The sequence below is a fragment of the Acinetobacter sp. XH1741 genome (assembly GCF_041021895.1).
Classification (GTDB): Bacteria; Pseudomonadota; Gammaproteobacteria; order Pseudomonadales; family Moraxellaceae; genus Acinetobacter.
This window is the reverse complement of the sequence record NZ_CP157428.1, coordinates 1,716,866-1,736,040: the sequence shown is the minus strand read 5'-3', so window position 1 is coordinate 1,736,040 and position 19,175 is coordinate 1,716,866. Positions and strand designations below refer to the sequence as shown.

At 41.1% G+C, this 19,175-nt stretch carries 14 protein-coding genes; 8 read left to right on the top strand and 6 right to left on the bottom strand.

The genetic code is table 11. The features are described from left to right. The first annotated feature begins 19 nt into the window (after window positions 1-19). Window positions 20-1,684, top strand: coding sequence for a GMC family oxidoreductase (locus ABLB96_RS08240; RefSeq protein WP_348896744.1), 1,665 nt, complete (start codon window positions 20-22; stop codon window positions 1,682-1,684). 65 nt (window positions 1,685-1,749) lie between these two features. Here the strand turns inward: ABLB96_RS08240 and ABLB96_RS08235 are convergent, their stop codons facing one another. From ABLB96_RS08235 to ABLB96_RS08225, 3 genes are all read right to left on the bottom strand, one after another. Beyond that, window positions 1,750-3,948 (bottom strand): OsmC domain/YcaO domain-containing protein, encoded by a 2,199-nt coding sequence (locus ABLB96_RS08235; protein WP_348896745.1) that lies wholly within the window; start codon window positions 3,946-3,948, stop codon window positions 1,750-1,752. Window positions 3,949-4,200: 252 nt separating this feature from the next. Continuing rightward, window positions 4,201-5,481: an OprD family outer membrane porin gene (locus tag ABLB96_RS08230; RefSeq protein WP_348896746.1), complete on the bottom strand. Its 1,281-nt coding sequence runs from the start codon at window positions 5,479-5,481 to the stop codon at window positions 4,201-4,203. Window positions 5,482-5,512: 31 nt separating this feature from the next. Next, the gene (locus ABLB96_RS08225) at window positions 5,513-6,859 is read right to left on the bottom strand and encodes an MFS transporter (RefSeq protein WP_348896747.1); all 1,347 of its coding nucleotides are present in this window, start codon (window positions 6,857-6,859) and stop codon (window positions 5,513-5,515) included. 519 nt (window positions 6,860-7,378) lie between these two features. Here ABLB96_RS08225 and ABLB96_RS08220 point away from each other — a divergent pair. Beyond that, a complete protein-coding gene (locus tag ABLB96_RS08220; RefSeq protein WP_348898543.1) occupies window positions 7,379-8,455 on the top strand; it encodes an aromatic ring-hydroxylating dioxygenase subunit alpha in 1,077 nt (358 codons plus the stop codon). A gap of 12 nt (window positions 8,456-8,467) precedes the next feature. Further along, window positions 8,468-9,412 carry a PDR/VanB family oxidoreductase gene (locus ABLB96_RS08215; protein ID WP_348898544.1) on the top strand — a complete coding sequence of 315 codons (945 nt, stop codon included), beginning with the start codon at window positions 8,468-8,470 and terminating at the stop codon, window positions 9,410-9,412. 43 nt (window positions 9,413-9,455) lie between these two features. On the opposite strand, the gene ABLB96_RS08210 is transcribed toward ABLB96_RS08215, so the two are convergent. The 3 genes from ABLB96_RS08210 to mhpT all read right to left on the bottom strand — a co-directional run bounded on the left by ABLB96_RS08210 (window position 9,456) and on the right by mhpT (window position 12,030). Beyond that, entirely contained in the window at window positions 9,456-10,148 is a 693-nt protein-coding gene (locus ABLB96_RS08210; protein ID WP_080947713.1) for a GntR family transcriptional regulator, read from the bottom strand. Window positions 10,149-10,271: 123 nt separating this feature from the next. After that, window positions 10,272-10,727 (bottom strand): MarR family transcriptional regulator, encoded by a 456-nt coding sequence (locus ABLB96_RS08205; protein ID WP_348898545.1) that lies wholly within the window; start codon window positions 10,725-10,727, stop codon window positions 10,272-10,274. 70 nt (window positions 10,728-10,797) lie between these two features. After that, window positions 10,798-12,030, bottom strand: coding sequence for a 3-(3-hydroxy-phenyl)propionate transporter MhpT (mhpT, locus tag ABLB96_RS08200; RefSeq protein ID WP_348898546.1), 1,233 nt, complete (start codon window positions 12,028-12,030; stop codon window positions 10,798-10,800). 248 nt (window positions 12,031-12,278) lie between these two features. On the opposite strand from mhpT, the gene ABLB96_RS08195 reads away from it, so the two are divergent. The 5 genes from ABLB96_RS08195 (at window position 12,279) to ABLB96_RS08175 (ending at window position 19,121) form a co-directional block, all read left to right on the top strand. Continuing rightward, window positions 12,279-13,118 (top strand): p-hydroxycinnamoyl CoA hydratase/lyase, encoded by an 840-nt coding sequence (locus ABLB96_RS08195; protein ID WP_348896412.1) that lies wholly within the window; start codon window positions 12,279-12,281, stop codon window positions 13,116-13,118. A 37-nt stretch (window positions 13,119-13,155) separates the two neighbouring features. Next, window positions 13,156-14,607, top strand: a complete 1,452-nt coding sequence (locus tag ABLB96_RS08190) for an aldehyde dehydrogenase (RefSeq protein ID WP_348896413.1) — start codon at window positions 13,156-13,158, stop codon at window positions 14,605-14,607. An 81-nt stretch (window positions 14,608-14,688) separates the two neighbouring features. Continuing rightward, window positions 14,689-16,575 carry a feruloyl-CoA synthase gene (locus tag ABLB96_RS08185; RefSeq protein WP_348896414.1) on the top strand — a complete coding sequence of 629 codons (1,887 nt, stop codon included), beginning with the start codon at window positions 14,689-14,691 and terminating at the stop codon, window positions 16,573-16,575. A gap of 74 nt (window positions 16,576-16,649) precedes the next feature. After that, entirely contained in the window at window positions 16,650-17,789 is a 1,140-nt protein-coding gene (locus ABLB96_RS08180) for an acyl-CoA dehydrogenase family protein (RefSeq protein WP_348896416.1), read from the top strand. An 81-nt stretch (window positions 17,790-17,870) separates the two neighbouring features. Next, window positions 17,871-19,121 carry an OprD family porin gene (locus ABLB96_RS08175; RefSeq protein ID WP_348896418.1) on the top strand — a complete coding sequence of 417 codons (1,251 nt, stop codon included), beginning with the start codon at window positions 17,871-17,873 and terminating at the stop codon, window positions 19,119-19,121. Window positions 19,122-19,175 lie beyond the last annotated feature (54 nt).

Genomic DNA, 19,175 nt, shown 5'->3' with positions numbered 1-19,175 from the left:
CTAGACAGGAGCCTTCGTCATGACAACAAACAATTATGACTATGATTACCTCATTATTGGTTCAGGTTTTGGTGGTAGTGTTTCTGCCTGCCGTCTGACCGAAAAAGGCTATTCGGTTGCCGTAATGGAAATGGGCCGTCGCTGGAAAGCTGAAGATTTTGCTAAAAACAACTGGAATACCCGTCGCTGGATTTGGCGTCCGGGCATGAAACTTTTCGGTTATTTTAATATGCGTTTTTTCCGCCATGTCACCATTATTTGCGGGAATGCTGTAGGTGGGGGTTCAATTACCTATGCCAACACCCTGCTTGTTCCACCTGAACATATTTGGGACGAAGGCACATGGGCAGATGCGGCAGACTGGAAAAATGAAATGCCACAGCACTATGCTGAAGCCGAACGTATGCTCGGGGTAACTGATAATAAAATTTTAGGTCCTGCCGACCATATGCTAAAGAAAATGGGTGAAGCAGTTGGTGTTGGACATACCTTTAAACCGACTCGTGTTGCAACCTTCTTTCCACCCGAAGGCGAACAAGGCGGAAAGACCTACCCAGACCCTTATTTTAACGGCGAAGGTCCAGACCGCGGAACATGTACTGCATGTGGCGGCTGCATGACGGGTTGTAAACATAACGCAAAAAATACGCTCGATAAAAACTATTTATACTTTGCTGAAAAAAATGGCGCCAAAGTTTACGAAGAAACCAAAGTGGTTGATGTTAAGCCTCTCAATGGCAAAGCCGATGGCAGTGATGGTTATGAAGTCACAACTGAATGCTCAAGTTCATGGTTTAACAAACAGCGTCGTACATGGCGCGTACGCAATGTAATTTTCTCGGCATCTTCTTTGGGTACCCAAGAGATGTTGTTCCGTTTAAAACAGTCTGGTTCTCTCCCTAATATTTCTGATGACTTGGGCAACCGAGTACGTACCAATGCCGAGTCTATTTTAGGGGTTCGCTTTTTTGGTAAAGATGTCGACATGAGTAAAGGAGTTGCCATTGGTTCAAGTATTTACATCGACCATGACACTCACATTGAAGCAACGCGTTACCAAACTGGCTCAGATGCCATGGGCCTTATGTGTACCTACATGGCAAAAGGCAAACCGGGTTGGACACGTATTTTCTTTTGGTTATGGGCATTTCTGAGCCATCCTTTTATATTTCTTCGCATGACGAACCCTGTCGGTTTTGCACGCCAAACCTTAATTTTCTTGGTGATGCAAACAGCAGATGCGTCTATTAATATGCGCTTGAAACGCAATTGGTTCTGGCCTTTTGGCAAGGTGTTATCGAGCGAAGGTAAAAAACTGCCTGTTTATATTCCACAGGCCAATACCTTTACTGAAAAAGTAGCCAAAATGTTTAATGGGCATCCAATAACCACCATTACCGAAATTTTGTTTAATGTGCCTTTTACCGCTCACTGTATGGGTGGCTGTGCCATAGCTTCTAGCCCCGAACAAGGCGTAGTCGATGGACAAAACCGTGTCTTTAACTATAAAAACTTATATGTTGTAGATGGTTCAATGTTAGGTGCTAATTTAGGGGTTAATCCAAGTCTAACCATTACAGCACTCGCTGAACGTGCGATGTCATATATTCCAGCCAAACATACTTTGGGCGAACAACAAGATCAGCAAGTAGAAACTGTAGAGCTCACAAAAGCCTCTGCTTAATCTAAAAGTTTGTTGTATAAAAAAAGCCTATTTAAAAATAGGCTTTTTTTATTTCGCTTTTTAAATTACATCGCCACGGCTTTAGCACGAGCTGCATGCAATTTTTTATAGCTCTCGATCAGACGTAAATGACGATCAAGTCCTTCTAGTTTCATACTTGTTGGTGTTAAACCATAGAAACGAACGCTACCCTCGACAGAACCTAATACCGCATCCATTCGTGTATCACCAAACATACGGCGGAAGTTAGTCAAGTAGTCTTCAAGCTCTAGTTCTTCATCTAGCATTACTTCAAGTACCACGTTCATGCACTGATAGAACAAGCCACGCTCAACGGTATTGGTGTTATATTGCAAGTAAGTTTCGACTAACTCTTTTGCTTCTTCAAACTGTTGTAAAGCCACATAAATTAGCAATTTCAGCTCTAAAATGGTGAGCTGTCCCCAGACTGTATTGTCATCAAACTCGATGCCAATGAGTGTGGTAATTTCAGTGTAGTCATCTAACTCGCATTCTTCTAAACGCTCAACCAATGCCTCAAGCTGTTCATCATCCAAACGATGCAGATTTAGAATATCTTCACGGAATGAAAGTGCTTTGTTGGTATTGTCCCAAATTAAATCTTCAACGAGATAAATTTCTGAATAATCTGGCACTAAAATACGGCAAGCAGTCGCACCTAAGTGTTCGTACACAGCCATGTATACTTCTTTGCCCATCTCTTCGAGAATACCGAACAATGTTGCAGCTTCTTCTGCATTCGACTCTTCGCCTTCGCCAGAAAAATCCCATTCAACAAAGTCATAGTCAGATTTAGAGCTAAAGAAGCGCCAAGAAACCAAACCACTTGAGTCAATAAAGTGCTCAACAAAGTTGTTCGGCTCAGTGACCGCATTACTTTGGAAAGTCGGTTGAGGTAAATCATTTAAGCCTTCAAAACTACGGCCTTGAAGTAATTCGGTCAGGCTACGTTCCAACGCAACTTCAAAACTTGGATGCGCACCGAAAGATGCAAACACCCCACCTGTACGCGGGTTCATTAAAGTTACACACATTACAGGGAACTGACCGCCTAGTGATGCATCTTTAACTAATACAGGGAAACCTTGCTCTTCTAAGCCTTTAATACCAGCAACAATACTTGGGTATTGTGCTAATACGTCTTCAGGAACATCCGGAAGTGCAATTTCACCTTCCAAAATTTCACGTTTAACAGCACGTTCAAAAATTTCTGACAAGCATTGAACTTGGGCTTCTGCCAAAGTATTGCCTGCACTCATACCATTACTTAAGTACAAGTTTTCAATTAAATTTGATGGGAAATATACAACTTCACCATCAGACTGGCGCACAAAAGGTAGCGAGCAAATACCACGCTCTACGTTGCCTGAGTTGGTGTCGTATAAATGTGTACCCAGTAGCTCATCATCTGGGTTATAAATCTCAAGACAGTATTCATCTAAGATTTCTTTAGGCAATTCACCATTTGGACCCGGTTTAAACCATTTTTCATCTGGATAATGCACAAATTCAGCATTGGCAATATCCTCACCCCAGAACTGGTCGTTATAGAAGAAATTACAGTTTAAACGTTCAATAAATTCGCCCAATGCAGACGCTAAAGCACTTTCTTTAGTCGCGCCTTTACCATTGGTAAAACACATCGGAGACTGTGCATCACGAATATGTAATGACCATACATTTGGCACAATATTACGCCAAGATGCGATTTCAATCTTCATACCCAAATTTGCCAAAATAGCTGACATATTGGCAATGGTTTCTTCTAATGGCAGGTCTTTACCTTGAATATAGGTATGGTTTTCAGAAGTTAAGCTTGGCAATAGCAAGGCTTGTGCATCTGCATCAATGCTTTCAACTTCTTCAATAATAAATTCAGGACCCGTTTGAATCACTTTTTTAACAGTACAACGGTCAATCGAACGTAAAATCCCTTGGCGATCTTTCTCTGAAATATCGGCTGGTAATTCAATTTGAATTTTAAAGGTTTGCTTATAGCGGTTTTCAGGATCAACAATATTATTTTGCGATAAACGAATGTTATCAGTTGGGATATCTCGAGCGGCACAATACACTTTTACAAAGTACGCTGCACACAATGCTGACGATGCTAAAAAATAGTCAAATGGGCCCGGTGCCGAACCGTCACCCTTGTAGCGAATTGGTTGATCGGCAATTACCGTAAAGTCATCGAACTTAGCTTCCTGTCGAAGATTGTCGAGATAATTAACCTTGATTTCCATGCTGGCACCTAAATATTTTTATGTGTCAGCACAGACACATAAAATTCTAAATATTGAAAAATAAGCCGAATCACAGCGAAGAAATTGACTTAAAAAAATGAGAGATTAAAGCCATGTGTTTAATGAGAGACTCAATTGGCTTTAATAAGATTGGCGCTATTATAGAGTGATTTTGTGCAGTTGATAACTAAAGTTAAAACATTGATGGTCACAATGTTTTAACTTGTCTTGAATTTAGTTAAATATTAATCATTAAAATTTAAAGGTGTAATCGACATTCAAACGTGTTTCATTTGCCGAGTGAAAAGTCATATTAGTAGGCATATCGTTGCGATAGTGAGAAAAACGAGCTCGCATTCCCAAACCTTTTAACTTACCTTCAGGAATTTTATAACCCAAATCAAATTCCATCGACTCTTCTTTAAAACGCTGATCGCCATATTGCAATAAATCAATGTTTTCACCTTTTGCATAGCGGGTCATAAAGCGCAGACCATTTAATGAAACATCCCCTAATTGGGCATTTTTGAAGTCATATTCGTAACGAATCGAATAGACTTTTTCATCTTTATTCGAATAGTCCGAACTCATAAAATCAAGCACGACTGGGCTTTCTGTTCCCGACAAAAATGGCAGACCTGTTGAACCAAATGACTGCATATAACCCAAAGAAACCGTATGATTTTGATAGTTCAAACCAAATAAGCCACTAATATGGCGGTTATCGACCTCTCCTATTTTTTTGCTTCCAGTTTCTTCACTATTAAAAAAACGTACATCACTTAAAAAATTAAGCTGGTCATTTAAAGGTTGTTTTCCGTTAAATCCTAAAAATTGTTGCTGGTAAATGTCTTTGAGTTCAGCATGATAAGCACGTAAACGGTAGTCCTTTAACTGATAACTTCCTCCCAAAGTATAAAACGAGTCTGTAGTTGCAGCTTTGTCAAAACGATGGTTGATATTATCTGTTCCAACATCGGTATAACGAATGGAATCGCGCTGCCGTACTTCGTCAACATAAAAACCTTCGAGTTGAAGATTGGGAATTTCATTTGAAACAAAGCGAATACCGCGATAAGTCTGAGGGAACAAACGCGCTGGCGATGAAAATATAGTCGGTAACTGCGGAACTAAATCACCCACAAAAAGCTCATTTTTTCTAAATTTAGCCTTCCCTGTAATGCCGATTTTCCCATAATAATCATCACGCGAGTTATCGCTATTTACTTGTAGTAAGCCACTACGTGCATAGTCATCGGCGCGGCTTCCCATCAGGTTAAAACCTGCCATTGCCAGCACATCAACACCGAAACCAACTGTCCCTTCGGTATAACCAGACTGTCCTTTAAAAATTAAACCCTGCGCCCAATCTCTGGCTGCTGTATAAGGATATGGGTCTTTTTTATAGTCTCGGTCAAAGTAAAAATTACGTAGTGTCAGCTCAGCTTTACTATCTGCAATAAACTCGGCATGCACAACTTGACTAAATAATGGGCACAAGCATACCCCCACCCACAATGGTGTCTTTTTCATTTTTTATCTCAACTATTTAATTTTTAATGGATTAAGGTGCTGTTTTAAGCGAGTAGTTTTGCTCTTTTTGACTGCGGTAAAAAGCACTACCCAAGCTTAAAATCAGGAAAATAGCCAAAATAAAGACCACACCGTAATAGGCATAAAGCGTTGCAGGCGCCATACCTCTATCCAGAAAAATACCTGCCACCGTTGGCGATAAAATTGCCCCAATACGACCAAAACCAATTGCATAGCCCACGCCGCGACTACGGATTTCAGCATCATAAATTGTTGGAGAAATCGAATATAAACCTGCCACACAGCCATTAATGAGTGTGCCAAGTAATAAGCCGACTATGAGTGCAATGCTGACTTGAGCCGAGACTGCAACAAACAGGAAAACACATGCAGACGTTAGCCCTAAAAATAGACTTAAGGCATAGAAAATTTTCATACGTGATGCCAATAAACCAATAATGGCTGCCCCGAAAATCCCGCCAATACTAATTAAAATGCCGGTACTTACACCTTGGTGTGGCGACATTCCCATTGAAATAAGAATTTTTGGTGTCCAGCTCATCACAAAGTAAAAGCCAAACATCACTAAAAAGAATGCAAACCACAGACAAAGCGTTTGAAACCCCAGTTGTCCAGCAAATAATTTGCCCAGTTCACTACCATTTTGCGTGCTCATTTTTTCATAACGCGGCATAACGGGTAATTCGTTTAGCCCAATGCGATTTACAGTTGCATTAATTCGTTCGAGTGCCTGATTTGGTCGTTTCGCGAGTAAGTAATCTAAAGATTCAGGTAATAACCATGCGCTGATTAGTAGCATTGCAATAGTGGTAACCCCACCTGCCAAAAAGATTGAGCGCCAACCTAAATGCTCAATCAAGGCCAGTGATAGTATTCCACCCAGTGTCGCGCCAATTCCATAACCTGTAGACATTAAGCTAACAGCCAGACTGCGCCAGCGAGCATTGGCATATTCACTTGCCAAAACGTTACTGCTGGCAAGAATCCCACCTACCCCAATGCCGGTAATAAACCGAAGTGCTGCTAACATGCTGTGGCTTTGAACCAAAGCACAGCCCAACATGCTAAAACCAGCAATCACAAGGCAAACTAAAATAAGTAAACGACGACCGATTTTATCGGCTAAAGGCGCTAGAAAAATTGAACCCGCAGCCATTCCAAAAAGGCCAGAACTCAGCAACAAACCAATTTGTGCCCCTGAAAGCGACCATTCTGCCGACACGGATGGCGCAGTAAATGCCATCACCATCACGTCAAAGCCATCAATAATATTGAGACAAATACAGATCAAAATAACAAACCATTGATAACGGCTCATGTTGTTCTGATTGATCTCACTTAGAACGTCTCTTTCCATTTGTGCATCTCCCAATGTGGATAAGAGATACACACGACATTGCCGATAAGAGCGATTGGGTGGTTATGCATATCCGTATCCATAATGACCTAGAGGAATATTTGTTTTTTGAGCATCCTGCTCTTTTTCCATACTGATTATTTGGATCCAAAAAATCAACAATATTTTTAAAATTTAATAAACCATAAATTAAATAATTGAAAAATATATTTATAATTTATTTAAAACCATTAAAACAAAAAATATGGATCCATAAAATTTATCTATTTTTCAAATTTATCATTCTAAGTACCATTTCTATTCAGCTTTCAACCAAATCAATATGGATCCAAATAAAAGCTAATGAAAATTTCACCTCTAAATTTAAAACAACGATAAACACACTTGATAACATTTAAAAATATACAGAAAACCCACCTTTAAAGATCAATAATTTTTTAAAAAATACACTGTTCACCAATTGACCAATATTTTTATTTATTATAAATTGGATCCAATAAGTGATAAGGAGTCGTCACAATGTTTATCAAAAATGCATGGTATGTAGCCTGCCGCCCAGAAGAAATCCATGACAAACCATTAGGCCGCACCATTTGTGGTGAAAAAATTGTTTTTTATCGTGGGAAAGAAAACCAAGTTGCAGCCGTTGAAGATTTTTGTCCCCATCGTGGTGCCCCGCTTTCACTGGGTTATGTAGAAGATGGCAACCTTGTCTGTGGTTATCATGGCTTAGTAATGGGTTGTGATGGAAAAACTGTTTCAATGCCAGCTCAACGTGTAAATGGTTTTCCTTGCAACAAAGCATATGCGGTTGTCGAAAAGTTTGGTTTTATTTGGATATGGCCGGGTGAGAAAGCATTAGCAGATGAAGCAAAACTGCCAACTTTAGAATGGGCAGATCATCCTGAATGGAGCTATGGCGGAGGCCTGTTTCATATTCAGTGTGACTATCGCTTGATGGTCGATAACCTGATGGATTTAACCCACGAGACCTATGTTCATTCAAGCAGCATCGGACAAAAAGAGATTGATGAATCATTACCAGTCACTAAAGTTGACGGCGACCATGTCATTACCGAACGCTATATGGAAAATGTGATCGCGCCTCCATTTTGGCAAATGGCCCTTCGTGGTAACCACTTAGCAGAAGATGTACCCGTTGACCGTTGGCAACGTTGCCACTTCTTTGCGCCAAGTAATGTGCATATTGAAGTTGGTGTAGCGCATGCTGGACATGGGGGTTATCACGCACCAAATGACAAAAAAGTTTCCTCAATTGTGGTTGATTTTATTACACCAGAAACTGAAACCTCACACTGGTATTTCTGGGGAATGGCACGCAACTTCCAACCTGACAATGCTGAACTCACCGATCAAATTCGTGAAGGCCAAGGCAAAATCTTTACTGAAGATTTAGAAATGCTAGAACAACAGCAGCAAAATATTTTAAACAACCCACATCGCAAGTTACTGATGCTCAACATCGATGCAGGCGGTGTACAGTCTCGTAAAGTGATTGAGCGATTACTTGCCGAAGAAAATAAAACACCTCCTGAAACATCCGCACAGAAGTTTCCAAACATTCGGATTATTTAATGGAGCATGAACATGGACGTTATTATTCAAAAAATTCACCAGCTCACTCCGACCATTCGTGCGTTTGAATTGGTCTCCGCAAATGGCACAGAGCTACCGAGTTTTGAAGCAGGCTCGCACATTGATGTACATCTAAAAAATGGCCTCACCCGTCAATATTCACTTTCAAACTGTTGTAGTGAAAAACATCGTTATGTGATTGGTGTTTTACATGATGCCAATTCACGCGGAGGCTCACGTTGCATTCACACTGAATATCGTGAAGGCGATCATTTAAAAATTGGTGAGCCGCGTAATTTATTTGAAATTCACCCTCACACAAAGCAGGCGATTTTATTTGCGGGTGGTATTGGTATTACCCCTATTTTATCGATGGCGTATCGGCTTAAGTCAGCCAATATTCCTTTCGAATTACACTACTTTGTTCGTAGTCATGAAATGATTGCCTTTTATGGCAATTTAACCGAGCACTTTGGTGAGCAAGTCCATTTTCATATTCAAGACCAACCCGACACCGAATGTAATATGGCAGAGGTTTTAGCCCAAGCTTCACCAGATAAACACCTATATGTGTGTGGGCCTACTGGGTTTATGCAGTTTGTCATGAACTCAGCCGTACAAGCAGGTTGGCATAGCGAACAGTTACATCAAGAGCATTTTGTCGCTCAAAAAGTAGATACGTCTAACGATGAAGCTTTTACCATTGAAGTTAAAGGTACTGGCCGTCGAATTGAAGTATTACCAGAGCAAACTGCTACTGAAGCATTAATTGCAAATGGTTTTGATATTCCTATTTCGTGTGAACAAGGCATTTGCGGGACCTGTATTACCCGTGTGGTAGAAGGCACGCCTGATCATCGAGATATGTTTATGACCGATGAAGAACATGCATTGAACGACCATTTTACGCCCTGCTGTTCTCGTGCAAAAACTAAAAATCTTGTGATTGAGCTTTAACCCGAAAGTTCCTTTATTCAAATATAAAGGAACTTATTTCGCCTTAAGCACTTAAAACATTTCTGAGCGTTTCACCTAAAATCACTACACTGCTGTGTTCACGCATTAATGTTTCAGCACGCCCTGCCTGTCGATGTACCAAGGCATCGAAAATCGAACAATGCTGTAAATGTGCGTAGTGCAAACGACGATATTCAGACAAAGCTTGGTTCTGATCATAGGTAATGGCTTGGGCAGAAGCCATAGGCAATTGGTTGTTTTTTGCTAAGGCTTGTATGAGTGCGACGTTTTGCGCACCTTCAATAATGGTGTCATGAAAGATGACATTAAAATGATGATAACGCTCTAGTTCAGCATCGCCAAACTCGTCCTTTTCATTAAAGAGTTTTTCAGTTTCTTGAATACAATGTTGCAGCGTCTTTTTCTGCTCTTCGCTTAAGCCTTGTTCTGCCAAAGTTTTCGCAGCCAACCCTTCAAGCACACCGCGCACTTCAAGCGCATCATGAACCAATTGTTCTGAAATTTCACGAACCGTGTAACCACGAGTTGGGTTTTTAATGAGGAGACCTTCTTGTTCGAGCAACCGAAAGGCAATACGAACAGGCTGCCTTGAAACGCCAAGTAACTCGGCCGTTGGAATTTCGGCAATTCTGGCACCGCCTTCAAGTTCCCCTGAAATAATCATTTTTCTTAGTTTAAGTAAAACTTGTTGTCCTGAAGACATCCGCTGCCACACATCACCAAAAACGTCACTTCGATGCTAGCAAGTTCATTTGTAAAATGAAATAAATTTTCTGTGTGAATCAGTGCTTAAGCAGGACTGTAGGCTTTAAAAAATTAAATTGCCAACAATGTTCGCTTAAAGACCTTTCAGATTATTCACCATAATATCGAGGTTATTACGGATTAAATAAGCCAAGTTAATATCAATGCCTTCAAGCATTTTCTCTTCAATTTTTAAAACCACTTCATTGCATTTATTCAGCTTATCAATACCACTGTCGGTCAGTGTAATTAAAATACGGCGGCCATGGGTTGGGTCTGGTTTTTTCTCAATCCAACCATTCACCAGCAAATCTTGCAAAATTTTGTTGGCAGATTGCGGCTTAATAAAAGAGCGCTCAGCAAGCTTGGCATTAGATAAATTACTTTTTGAAGCTAAAACAGAAAGCGCAGTAAATTGCGGCAAGGTAATCTCAAGCTCTTTTAAATGTTCTGTTAAATGTTTACTAATAATTCGGTCAACACGAGCAATCATGTAACTTAACTTAGGCTCATCTTCTACTTTTTTTTGAACTAAATTCGAACTTACCATAACCTTTCATTCATCATAAGAAAATCTGTAGTGAAAGTATGAGGTTCTAACCCCATACTTTCGTTAAAACTTAGCGAGCACCCGAGCTTTGCACTAAATGTACAGGCTGTTTAGGTTTTTTGACAAGAAGTAATGCAGAGATCGCTGCAATTAAGATCACTGGAATGCTTGAACCAATCACAATGGTCGAGCTTTGGCCGAGCGAAAGTAAAAAACCAGCCAGTAAAGGCCCTGCAAAAGAACCTATACGCCCAATTGCAACCGCTGAACCCACTCCAGTTCCACGCATTTCTGTCGGATAGTACATGGCAGCCAGACCATACAAAGCCGATTGTCCACCCACAATAAATAAACCACAACCCACTGCCGAAAGAGCAAGTAACGCCACAGTTGGAGAAATTGCTAAACAACAAAGTGAAAATAAAATGCCGAGATAAATCAGCTTAATCACAAAACTCATGCGTAATTTATCAAGCAATACACCCATTAAGATTGAGCCTAAAATTCCACCAATGTTGTAGCCCATCTGTACATAGTTTGCTTGTAGTTTCGATAAACCCTGCGCCCCCATCAGTAACGGCAACCAGTTCAACAAGAAGTACAGTACCACCAACGTGCAGAAAAAACTCACCCAAAGCTGAATAGTCGACATACGGCGTTCTTTGGCAAATAAAACCTCAAAGAATGGTGTGGTTTTTTGCGCTTGAACTTTACGTTGCAGGTAATCAGTTGACTCAGGTAAAAAGCGCATAATCAGGGGAATGAGTAAAATAGGTGCAATCCCACCAATATAGAAAATATGACGCCACTCTGCATCGCCCGCCACCATCATAGCAACGATGGAAGTGAGTAAGCCACCGAAAGGAATACCACTATACATAACACTTACCGCTTTACCCTTGTGCTGGTCAGGCACAGCTTCAGAGGCAAGTGTAATCATCATTGGAAGTGCACCACCCATTCCCAATCCAGTACAAAAACGAATGAGTAACAACAAACTAAAGTTGGCGGCATAGGCGGTTAATAAAGACATAATTCCAAAAAGTAAAATACTAAAAATCAGAATTTTCTTACGCCCAACTATATCTGCAAATCTGCCGCCCAATATTGCACCCGGCAAGGTTCCCAAAATTGCAGCACTAAATGCCCACGCCATTTGGGCATTGTCTAACATAAACTCTGCCCGCATTCGTGGAGCGGCTACCCCCATCGATTGAAGATCAAAGCCCTCAAAAATTGCTATGGCAAAGCACAGTAGCAACGTGATTTTTGCCCTTGCGGACTGTCCTAATATTTTTTCCATTGTGTTGTCCCTTATTGACTAGTCGTTCCATTTAGCCCTTTGTGTATTATTGTTTAAACACCCCAAAAATATCAGTTAAACTTATCAAAAAATCAACTTATTTTTATATAAAATTATTTATTAATTTAATTAATGCATAAAATACAATGATTTAAAAAATAATTATAAAAATTCATAAAAAAGACTTGAATGTAAGTTTAACTGATATTAAATTAAATCCCAGAACAGCTAAAAATCATTCAAGGAGTATGAAGATGAGTTATGAAAACCGCTGGGAAACAGTAGATGTTAAAGTTGAAAATGGAATTGCATGGGTTACACTAAACCGTCCAGAAAAGAAAAATGCCATGAGTCCTACACTCAATCGTGAAATGATCGATGTGCTTGAAGCAATAGAACTTGATCAAGATGCACGTGTGTTAGTGTTGACCGGTGCAGGTGACTCTTGGACAGCAGGCATGGACTTGAAAGAATATTTCCGCGAAGTCGACACTCAGCCTGAAATTTATCAAGAGCGTATTCGCCGTGACTCATGCCGTTGGCAGTGGCAACTTCTTCGCATGTATTCAAAACCAACGATTGCAATGGTCAACGGTTGGTGTTTCGGAGGCGGTTTCTCACCTTTAGTGGCGTGTGATCTTGCAATTGCAGCAGATGAAGCAACCTTTGGTTTATCTGAAATTAACTGGGGTATTCCACCGGGCAACCTTGTAAGTAAAGCAATGGCTGATACCGTAGGTCACCGTGCAGCTTTGTACTACATCATGACGGGTAAAACCTTTAGCGGTAAAGAAGCTGAAACTATGGGTCTTGTGAATAAAAGTGTACCCCTTGAACAACTTAAAGCAGAAGTAACCGAACTAGCAAATTGCTTGCTTGAGAAAAACCCAGTCGTCCTTCGTACCGCTAAAAATGGCTTTAAACGCTGCCGCGAACTGACATGGGACCAAAACGAAGACTACTTATATGCCAAGCTCGATCAATGTATCCACCGCGATACTGAAAATGGTCGCCAAGAAGGTTTGAAACAATTTTTAGATGAAAAATCAATTAAACCAGGTTTACAGAGCTATAAACGTACTGGTTAACTTTTGATTCTTTAATGGCAATGTAAGGACACAACCCATGCAAAATGTACAGTTACTTATTCACGGTCAATCTGTTGATGCATCAAATCAGGCAACTTTTGAGCGTATTAGCCCCATTGATGGATCAGTGGCAACAAAAGCTGCTGCTGCCACCTTGGACGATGTTGATCGTGCAATCGATTCGGCACAACAAGCTTTTAAAGTATGGTCGAAGCTCTCACCTACCGAACGCCGTTTACGCTTATTAAAAGCAGCCGATTTAATGGACCAAAAGACCGAGCAATTCATTCAAACCGGAATGCAAGAAACAGGTTCAACTGCAACATGGTATGGGTTTAACGTTCAGCTTGCTGCCAACATGTTACGTGAAGCAGCAGCCATGACTACACAAATTGACGGAAGCCTGATTCCGTCAGATGTGCCGGGCAATCTTGCAATGGGTGTGCGAGTTCCTTGCGGTGTGATTGTTGGCATTGCACCTTGGAATGCGCCTGTCATTTTGGCAACACGTGCGCTTGCTATGCCTTTGGCTTGTGGTAACACGGTAGTGTTAAAAGCATCGGAAGCCTGCCCAGCAACGCATCGTCTTATTGGTGAAGTGCTACATGAAGCAGGTCTTGGTGAAGGTGTGGTGAATGTGATTACACATGCCGCCGAAGATGCCCCACAAATCGTGGAGCGCTTAGTGTCTCATCCAGCTGTGAAGCGCATTAATTTTACAGGTTCCACCAAAGTCGGAAAAATTATTGCCAAGACTGCTGCCAAATATTTAAAACCTGTTTTACTTGAATTGGGTGGTAAGGCCCCTGTCGTGGTTTTAAATGAGGCCGATATTAATGAAGCCGTAAATGCAGTTGCTTTTGGAGCATTCTTTAATCAGGGTCAAATCTGTATGTCGACCGAACGTGTTTTAGTTCAAGACAATATTGCCGACCAATTTATTGAAAAACTGATTGAAAAAACCCGCTCTATTCGGGCAGGTAATCCAACTTCAAAAGACAATGTACTCGGTGTTTTAGAAAGTCGCCGCGCTGCAAACCGTATTCAGCATTTGCTTGAAGATGCTCAAAACAAAGGTGCTGACTTACCTTTAGGCATTCATATTGAAGACACCAGCATGCAACCGACGCTGGTACTTAATATTAAACCTGACATGCTGCTTTACCGCGAAGAATCGTTTGGGCCTGTATGCACAGTTCAACGTTTTTCAAGCATTGAAGAAGGCATAGCACTGGCAAATGATAGCGAGTTCGGTCTTTCTTCAGCAGTGTTTAGCCAAAATATTTCACAGGCATTAGAAGTCGCTCACCAGATTGATTCGGGTATTTGTCACATTAACGGCGCAACTGTACATGACGAAGCTCAAATGCCATTTGGCGGAACAAAATCGAGTGGTTACGGACGTTTTGGTAGTAAAGTCTCTGTTGCCGAATTTACCGAACTACGCTGGATTACCATTCAAACCCAATCACGTCATTACCCGATTTAGTCAGGCTAATGCGGACAACAACATATTAAATAAAAATTGCATGATGCAAAAAATAAAGCGCAGTGATGCGCTTTCCATGGAGTGAAAGAAATGCAAATGAATGCCACTCAATCACAAGACCGCGAACGGTTCGTAAAATTAGGGCAACATGATATTCATTATCACCATAAAGATGACACGCTCTATATCAGCCCAAAAGAGCAATTAAAACCGTATCCACAAAAACTGACAGATCGGTTAATTCATTTTGCACAAACTAAACCAGACCATATTTTTGCAGCAAAACGCAATGCTCAAGGTGAATGGGTCAAACTGAGTTATGCAGAAGTTCTACAGCGTGCATGGCACATTGCTCAAGCTTTACATGAACGTAACTTAAGTCAAGAAAGACCTCTGGTCATTTTAAGTGGTAATGATCTTGAACATTTAACACTGTCTATGGCTGCCATGCTGGCAGGTGTGCCATTCTCCGCTATTTCCCCCGCCTATTCTCTGATTTCTCAAGACTTTGGCAAACTCAAACACGTGTTTGAAGTGCTCACCCCAGGCATGGTTTATGCGAGCGATGGTCAAGCTTTTGCCAAGGCTATTCAAGCATGTATTACACCTGACATTGAAGTGGTGACCAATAAAGGGATTGTTGGCGATCAGATCTGCACGTCGTTTCAATCGCTATTAGATACGCCTGTTTCCAATGTTCAGGAGTTTTATCACACCCTTGATGAAAACCAGATTGCCAAATTCTTATTTACATCAGGCTCAACCAAACTTCCTAAAGCTGTACCAACCACGCATTTAATGTTGTGTGTTAATCAGCAAATGTTATTACAAACTTTCCCTGAGTTTGAAGAAACGCCGCCTGTCCTACTCGATTGGCTGTCTTGGCACCACACATTTGGGGGTAGTCACAATGTCGGTATTGCACTCTACAACGGCGGTACCATTTACATTGATGATGGCAAACCCGTTGCAGGAAAATTTGAAGAAACCATTCGTAACCTCAAAGAAATTTCCCCAACCGTTTATTTAAATGTGCCAAAAGGTTGGGAAGAACTCACCGAAGCTTTAGAAAAAGATGAAGAATTAAGAGACCGCTTTTTTGCCAAAGTTAAAATTTTATTCTTTGCAGGTGCTGCACTTTCAGAAGCGGGCTGGAACAGACTCGATAAAATTGCTCAGCAACATTGCGGAGAAAAAATCCGCATCATGAGCGGATTAGGCATGACTGAAACTGCACCATCTTGCGCTTTTACAACTGGCCCACGCGTGATGGCTGGCTTTATTGGCTACCCTGCTCCGGGGTGCGAAATTAAGCTGGTTCCATGTGGCGACAAACTTGAGTTTTGCGTTCGTGGCAAACATGTCATGAAAGGCTATTGGCGCTTAAAGGCAGACCAACAAAGCACTGTGTTTGATGATGAAGGCTTTTTCCATACAGGCGATGCTGTTCGTTTAGTCGATATCAATGATCCAACTAAAGGCCTGATGTACGACGGACGAATTGCCGAAGACTTTAAACTCAATACGGGTACTTTTGTAAATGTCGGCACACTACGCAACAAAGTGCTCATTCAAGGTAACTTACTGGTTCAAGATGTTTGTATTACCGGTTCAAACCTAAATGCTGTTGGTTTTCTAATTTTTCCAAAATTAGAAGCCTGTGCTCAATATGCAAACCTTAAACTAGGTGAGCATTCTGCAACAGAGATATTACAACACCCTAAAATCCAACAATGGTTCCGCCAATTTTTAACAACTTTTAATAAAGATGCGACTGGTAGCTCAAATACTGTCTCAATGCTTTATTTAATGACCGAGCCGCCTCAACTCGATGCAGGTGAAGTGACCGATAAAGGCAACCTCAATCAAAGCAATATTACCAAGCGTCGTGCTGCTTTAATTGATGAACTTTATCAAAAGCAAACTGATAACCCGCTGATTATTCGGGTGCCCACCTTAAAACAATAAGCAATTGAAATAAAAAAGGAAGCTCAAACTTCGGTTTGGGCCTTAGCCTCACGTTTGCCAAAAAAAGGTTCAACATGCCACACGATACAGAATTTGAACTCTTTCGGGACAGCTATCGCAGGTTCTTAAAAGAACAGGTTGCTCCGTATTATGAACAATGGGAACACGATGGCCTGATTCCACGTGATATATGGCTTCGCCTTGGGGAAAATGGCTTTCTGTGCGTCGATGTGCCCGAGGAATATGGTGGTTACGGCGCTCCTGTTCATTACTCCCTCATGCTGGTTCAAGAAACTGCTCAAGCTGGTTTTGCATCTTTAGCAGTTGCTATTGGCGGGCAAAATGAGTTGGTCTCTCCTTATCTGCAAAATATTGGATCCGAAGAGCAAAAACGTTATTGGCTACCCAAAATGGTGACAGGTGAAGTCGTCACTGCAATAGCCATGACCGAAGCCAATGCTGGTTCAGACTTACAGGCTATACGTACTCAAGCCATTTTGGAAAATGACCATTACCGTGTGAATGGTTCAAAAACTTTTATTTCAAATGGTTTACATGCCGATCTGATCGTTCTAGTTGCAAAAACAGATCCACAAGCCAAAGCAAAAGGCATATCAATTTTATTAGTCGATGCTGCGTTAGATGGCGTTAAAAAAGGTCGGTCTTTGCAAAAAATTGGATTGCATGCCCAAGATACAGCCGAACTATTTTTTGATGATGTTTGTTTGCCTGCAACTCAGCGTTTGGGTGAAGAAGGACAAGGTTTTGCTTATTTAATGCAAGAGTTACCGCGTGAACGTTTGAGTATTTCCATGATGGCTTTGGGGTCAATTTTAGGCGCTATCGAAATCACCAAAGTCTATGTACTGGAGCGTAAAGCTTTCGGACAACCTTTAAGTCAAATGCAAAATACGCGCTTTGTACTCGCAAACGCGCAAATCAAAGCAAAAGCCGCACAAGCTTTTGTAGAACAATGTGCAGCGCTGTATCAAAACCACCAGTTAAGTGTCACTCAAGTGGCAGCTTTGAAATGCTTTATTACCGATGTGCAATGCGAAGTGATTGATCAATTACTTCAGCTTTTTGGTGGCTATGGCTACATGCAGGAATACCCGATTTCGCGCTTTTTTGTGGATGCGCGGGTACAAAAAATTTATGGGGGAACCAATGAAATTATGAAAGAAATCGTTGCCCGAGAACTACTCGGAAAATAATTCGATTTAAAAACCAGACAAGGCAGGCAGAACAACCATGCCTTGGTGAAAACAAAAAATGATATTTCAGGAAGAAATGCAATGTCGAAATTATGGATGTACTCTACCCTTATGCTCTCAGGCTCGGTTTGGGCGGGCAGTTTTATTGATAACAGTTCAGTAGAACTCACCACACGGAATTTCTACTTTGACCGAGACTATCAAGTCCCATCGGCTTATCCGGCAGCGCGGGACTGGACACAAGGGTTTATTCTCAAAGCTAACTCAGGCTATACCGAAGGAACTGTTGGTTTTGGGCTAGATGTATTGGCAACAGCAGGTTTTAAACTGGATGCCAGCGCCAAATACGCAGGTACAGGAAACTTACCTAGAGATACGCGCACTAACGAGCCTGCTGACTCATACGGTGAAATTGGTGTCACAGCAAAAGCAAAAATGAGCCAGACCGAGTTACGTATAGGTACGCTCATGCCAATGAATCCTGTTTTAGTGGCTTCACCTGCTCGTTTGCTCCCACAAACTTATCGAGGAATTTCACTCACCAGTAAAGATATTAAAGACTTCGACTTACAAGCTGCTTATATCGATAAGGTGAATCAACGAGATTCGACCAACTATGAAAGAATTAAAATTTCAGGCGTAAATGGTCGATACAAAAGTGCTGAGACCAGCGGTCTATATTATTTAGGTGGGAATTATCAGTTTAATCCTGCACTTAAGCTCACCGCTTTTTACATGGATGTTAATGATCTTTATGACCAAACCATGGTTGGAGCCATACATCAATACAAAATTAATGACACGACCAATCTGAGTTCGCAATTACGCTACTATCGCAGCCGCGATGACGGACAAGCAAAAGCGGGTTTAGTCGATAATGATCTTTATCATGCGCATTTCGAACTTAAACACCAAAACCATAAATTTATTTTTGGCACCTTCCAACATCATGGCGATACCGCATTTCCGTATTTGACCGGAGGTGAAACTGGACTACTTATTGATACATGGCCGGGTGAATTTTTAAACGCAAAAGAGAAAGCCTATAGCTTCCGTTATGAATATGACTTTAAAGATTATGTGCCGGGTTTACGTTTTATGACCCGTTACACCACAGGTCACAATATTTACGCACCCAACTTAGGTGGCACAAATCTAAAAGAGCGAGAAACAGACTTTGATTTAGGTTACACCGTTCAAAGTGGCTGGTTAAAAAACCTAGGATTACGTGCGCGCTATGCCATTTATGATAACAACATGCTCTCTACAGCGAACATTAAACCTGTAAACGAAACCCGTATTAACATTGATTACACATGGAAATTTAAATAAATGGAAAAGAGGTTCTATCACAAATAGAACCTCTTTTTATTTCGGGAAATAAAT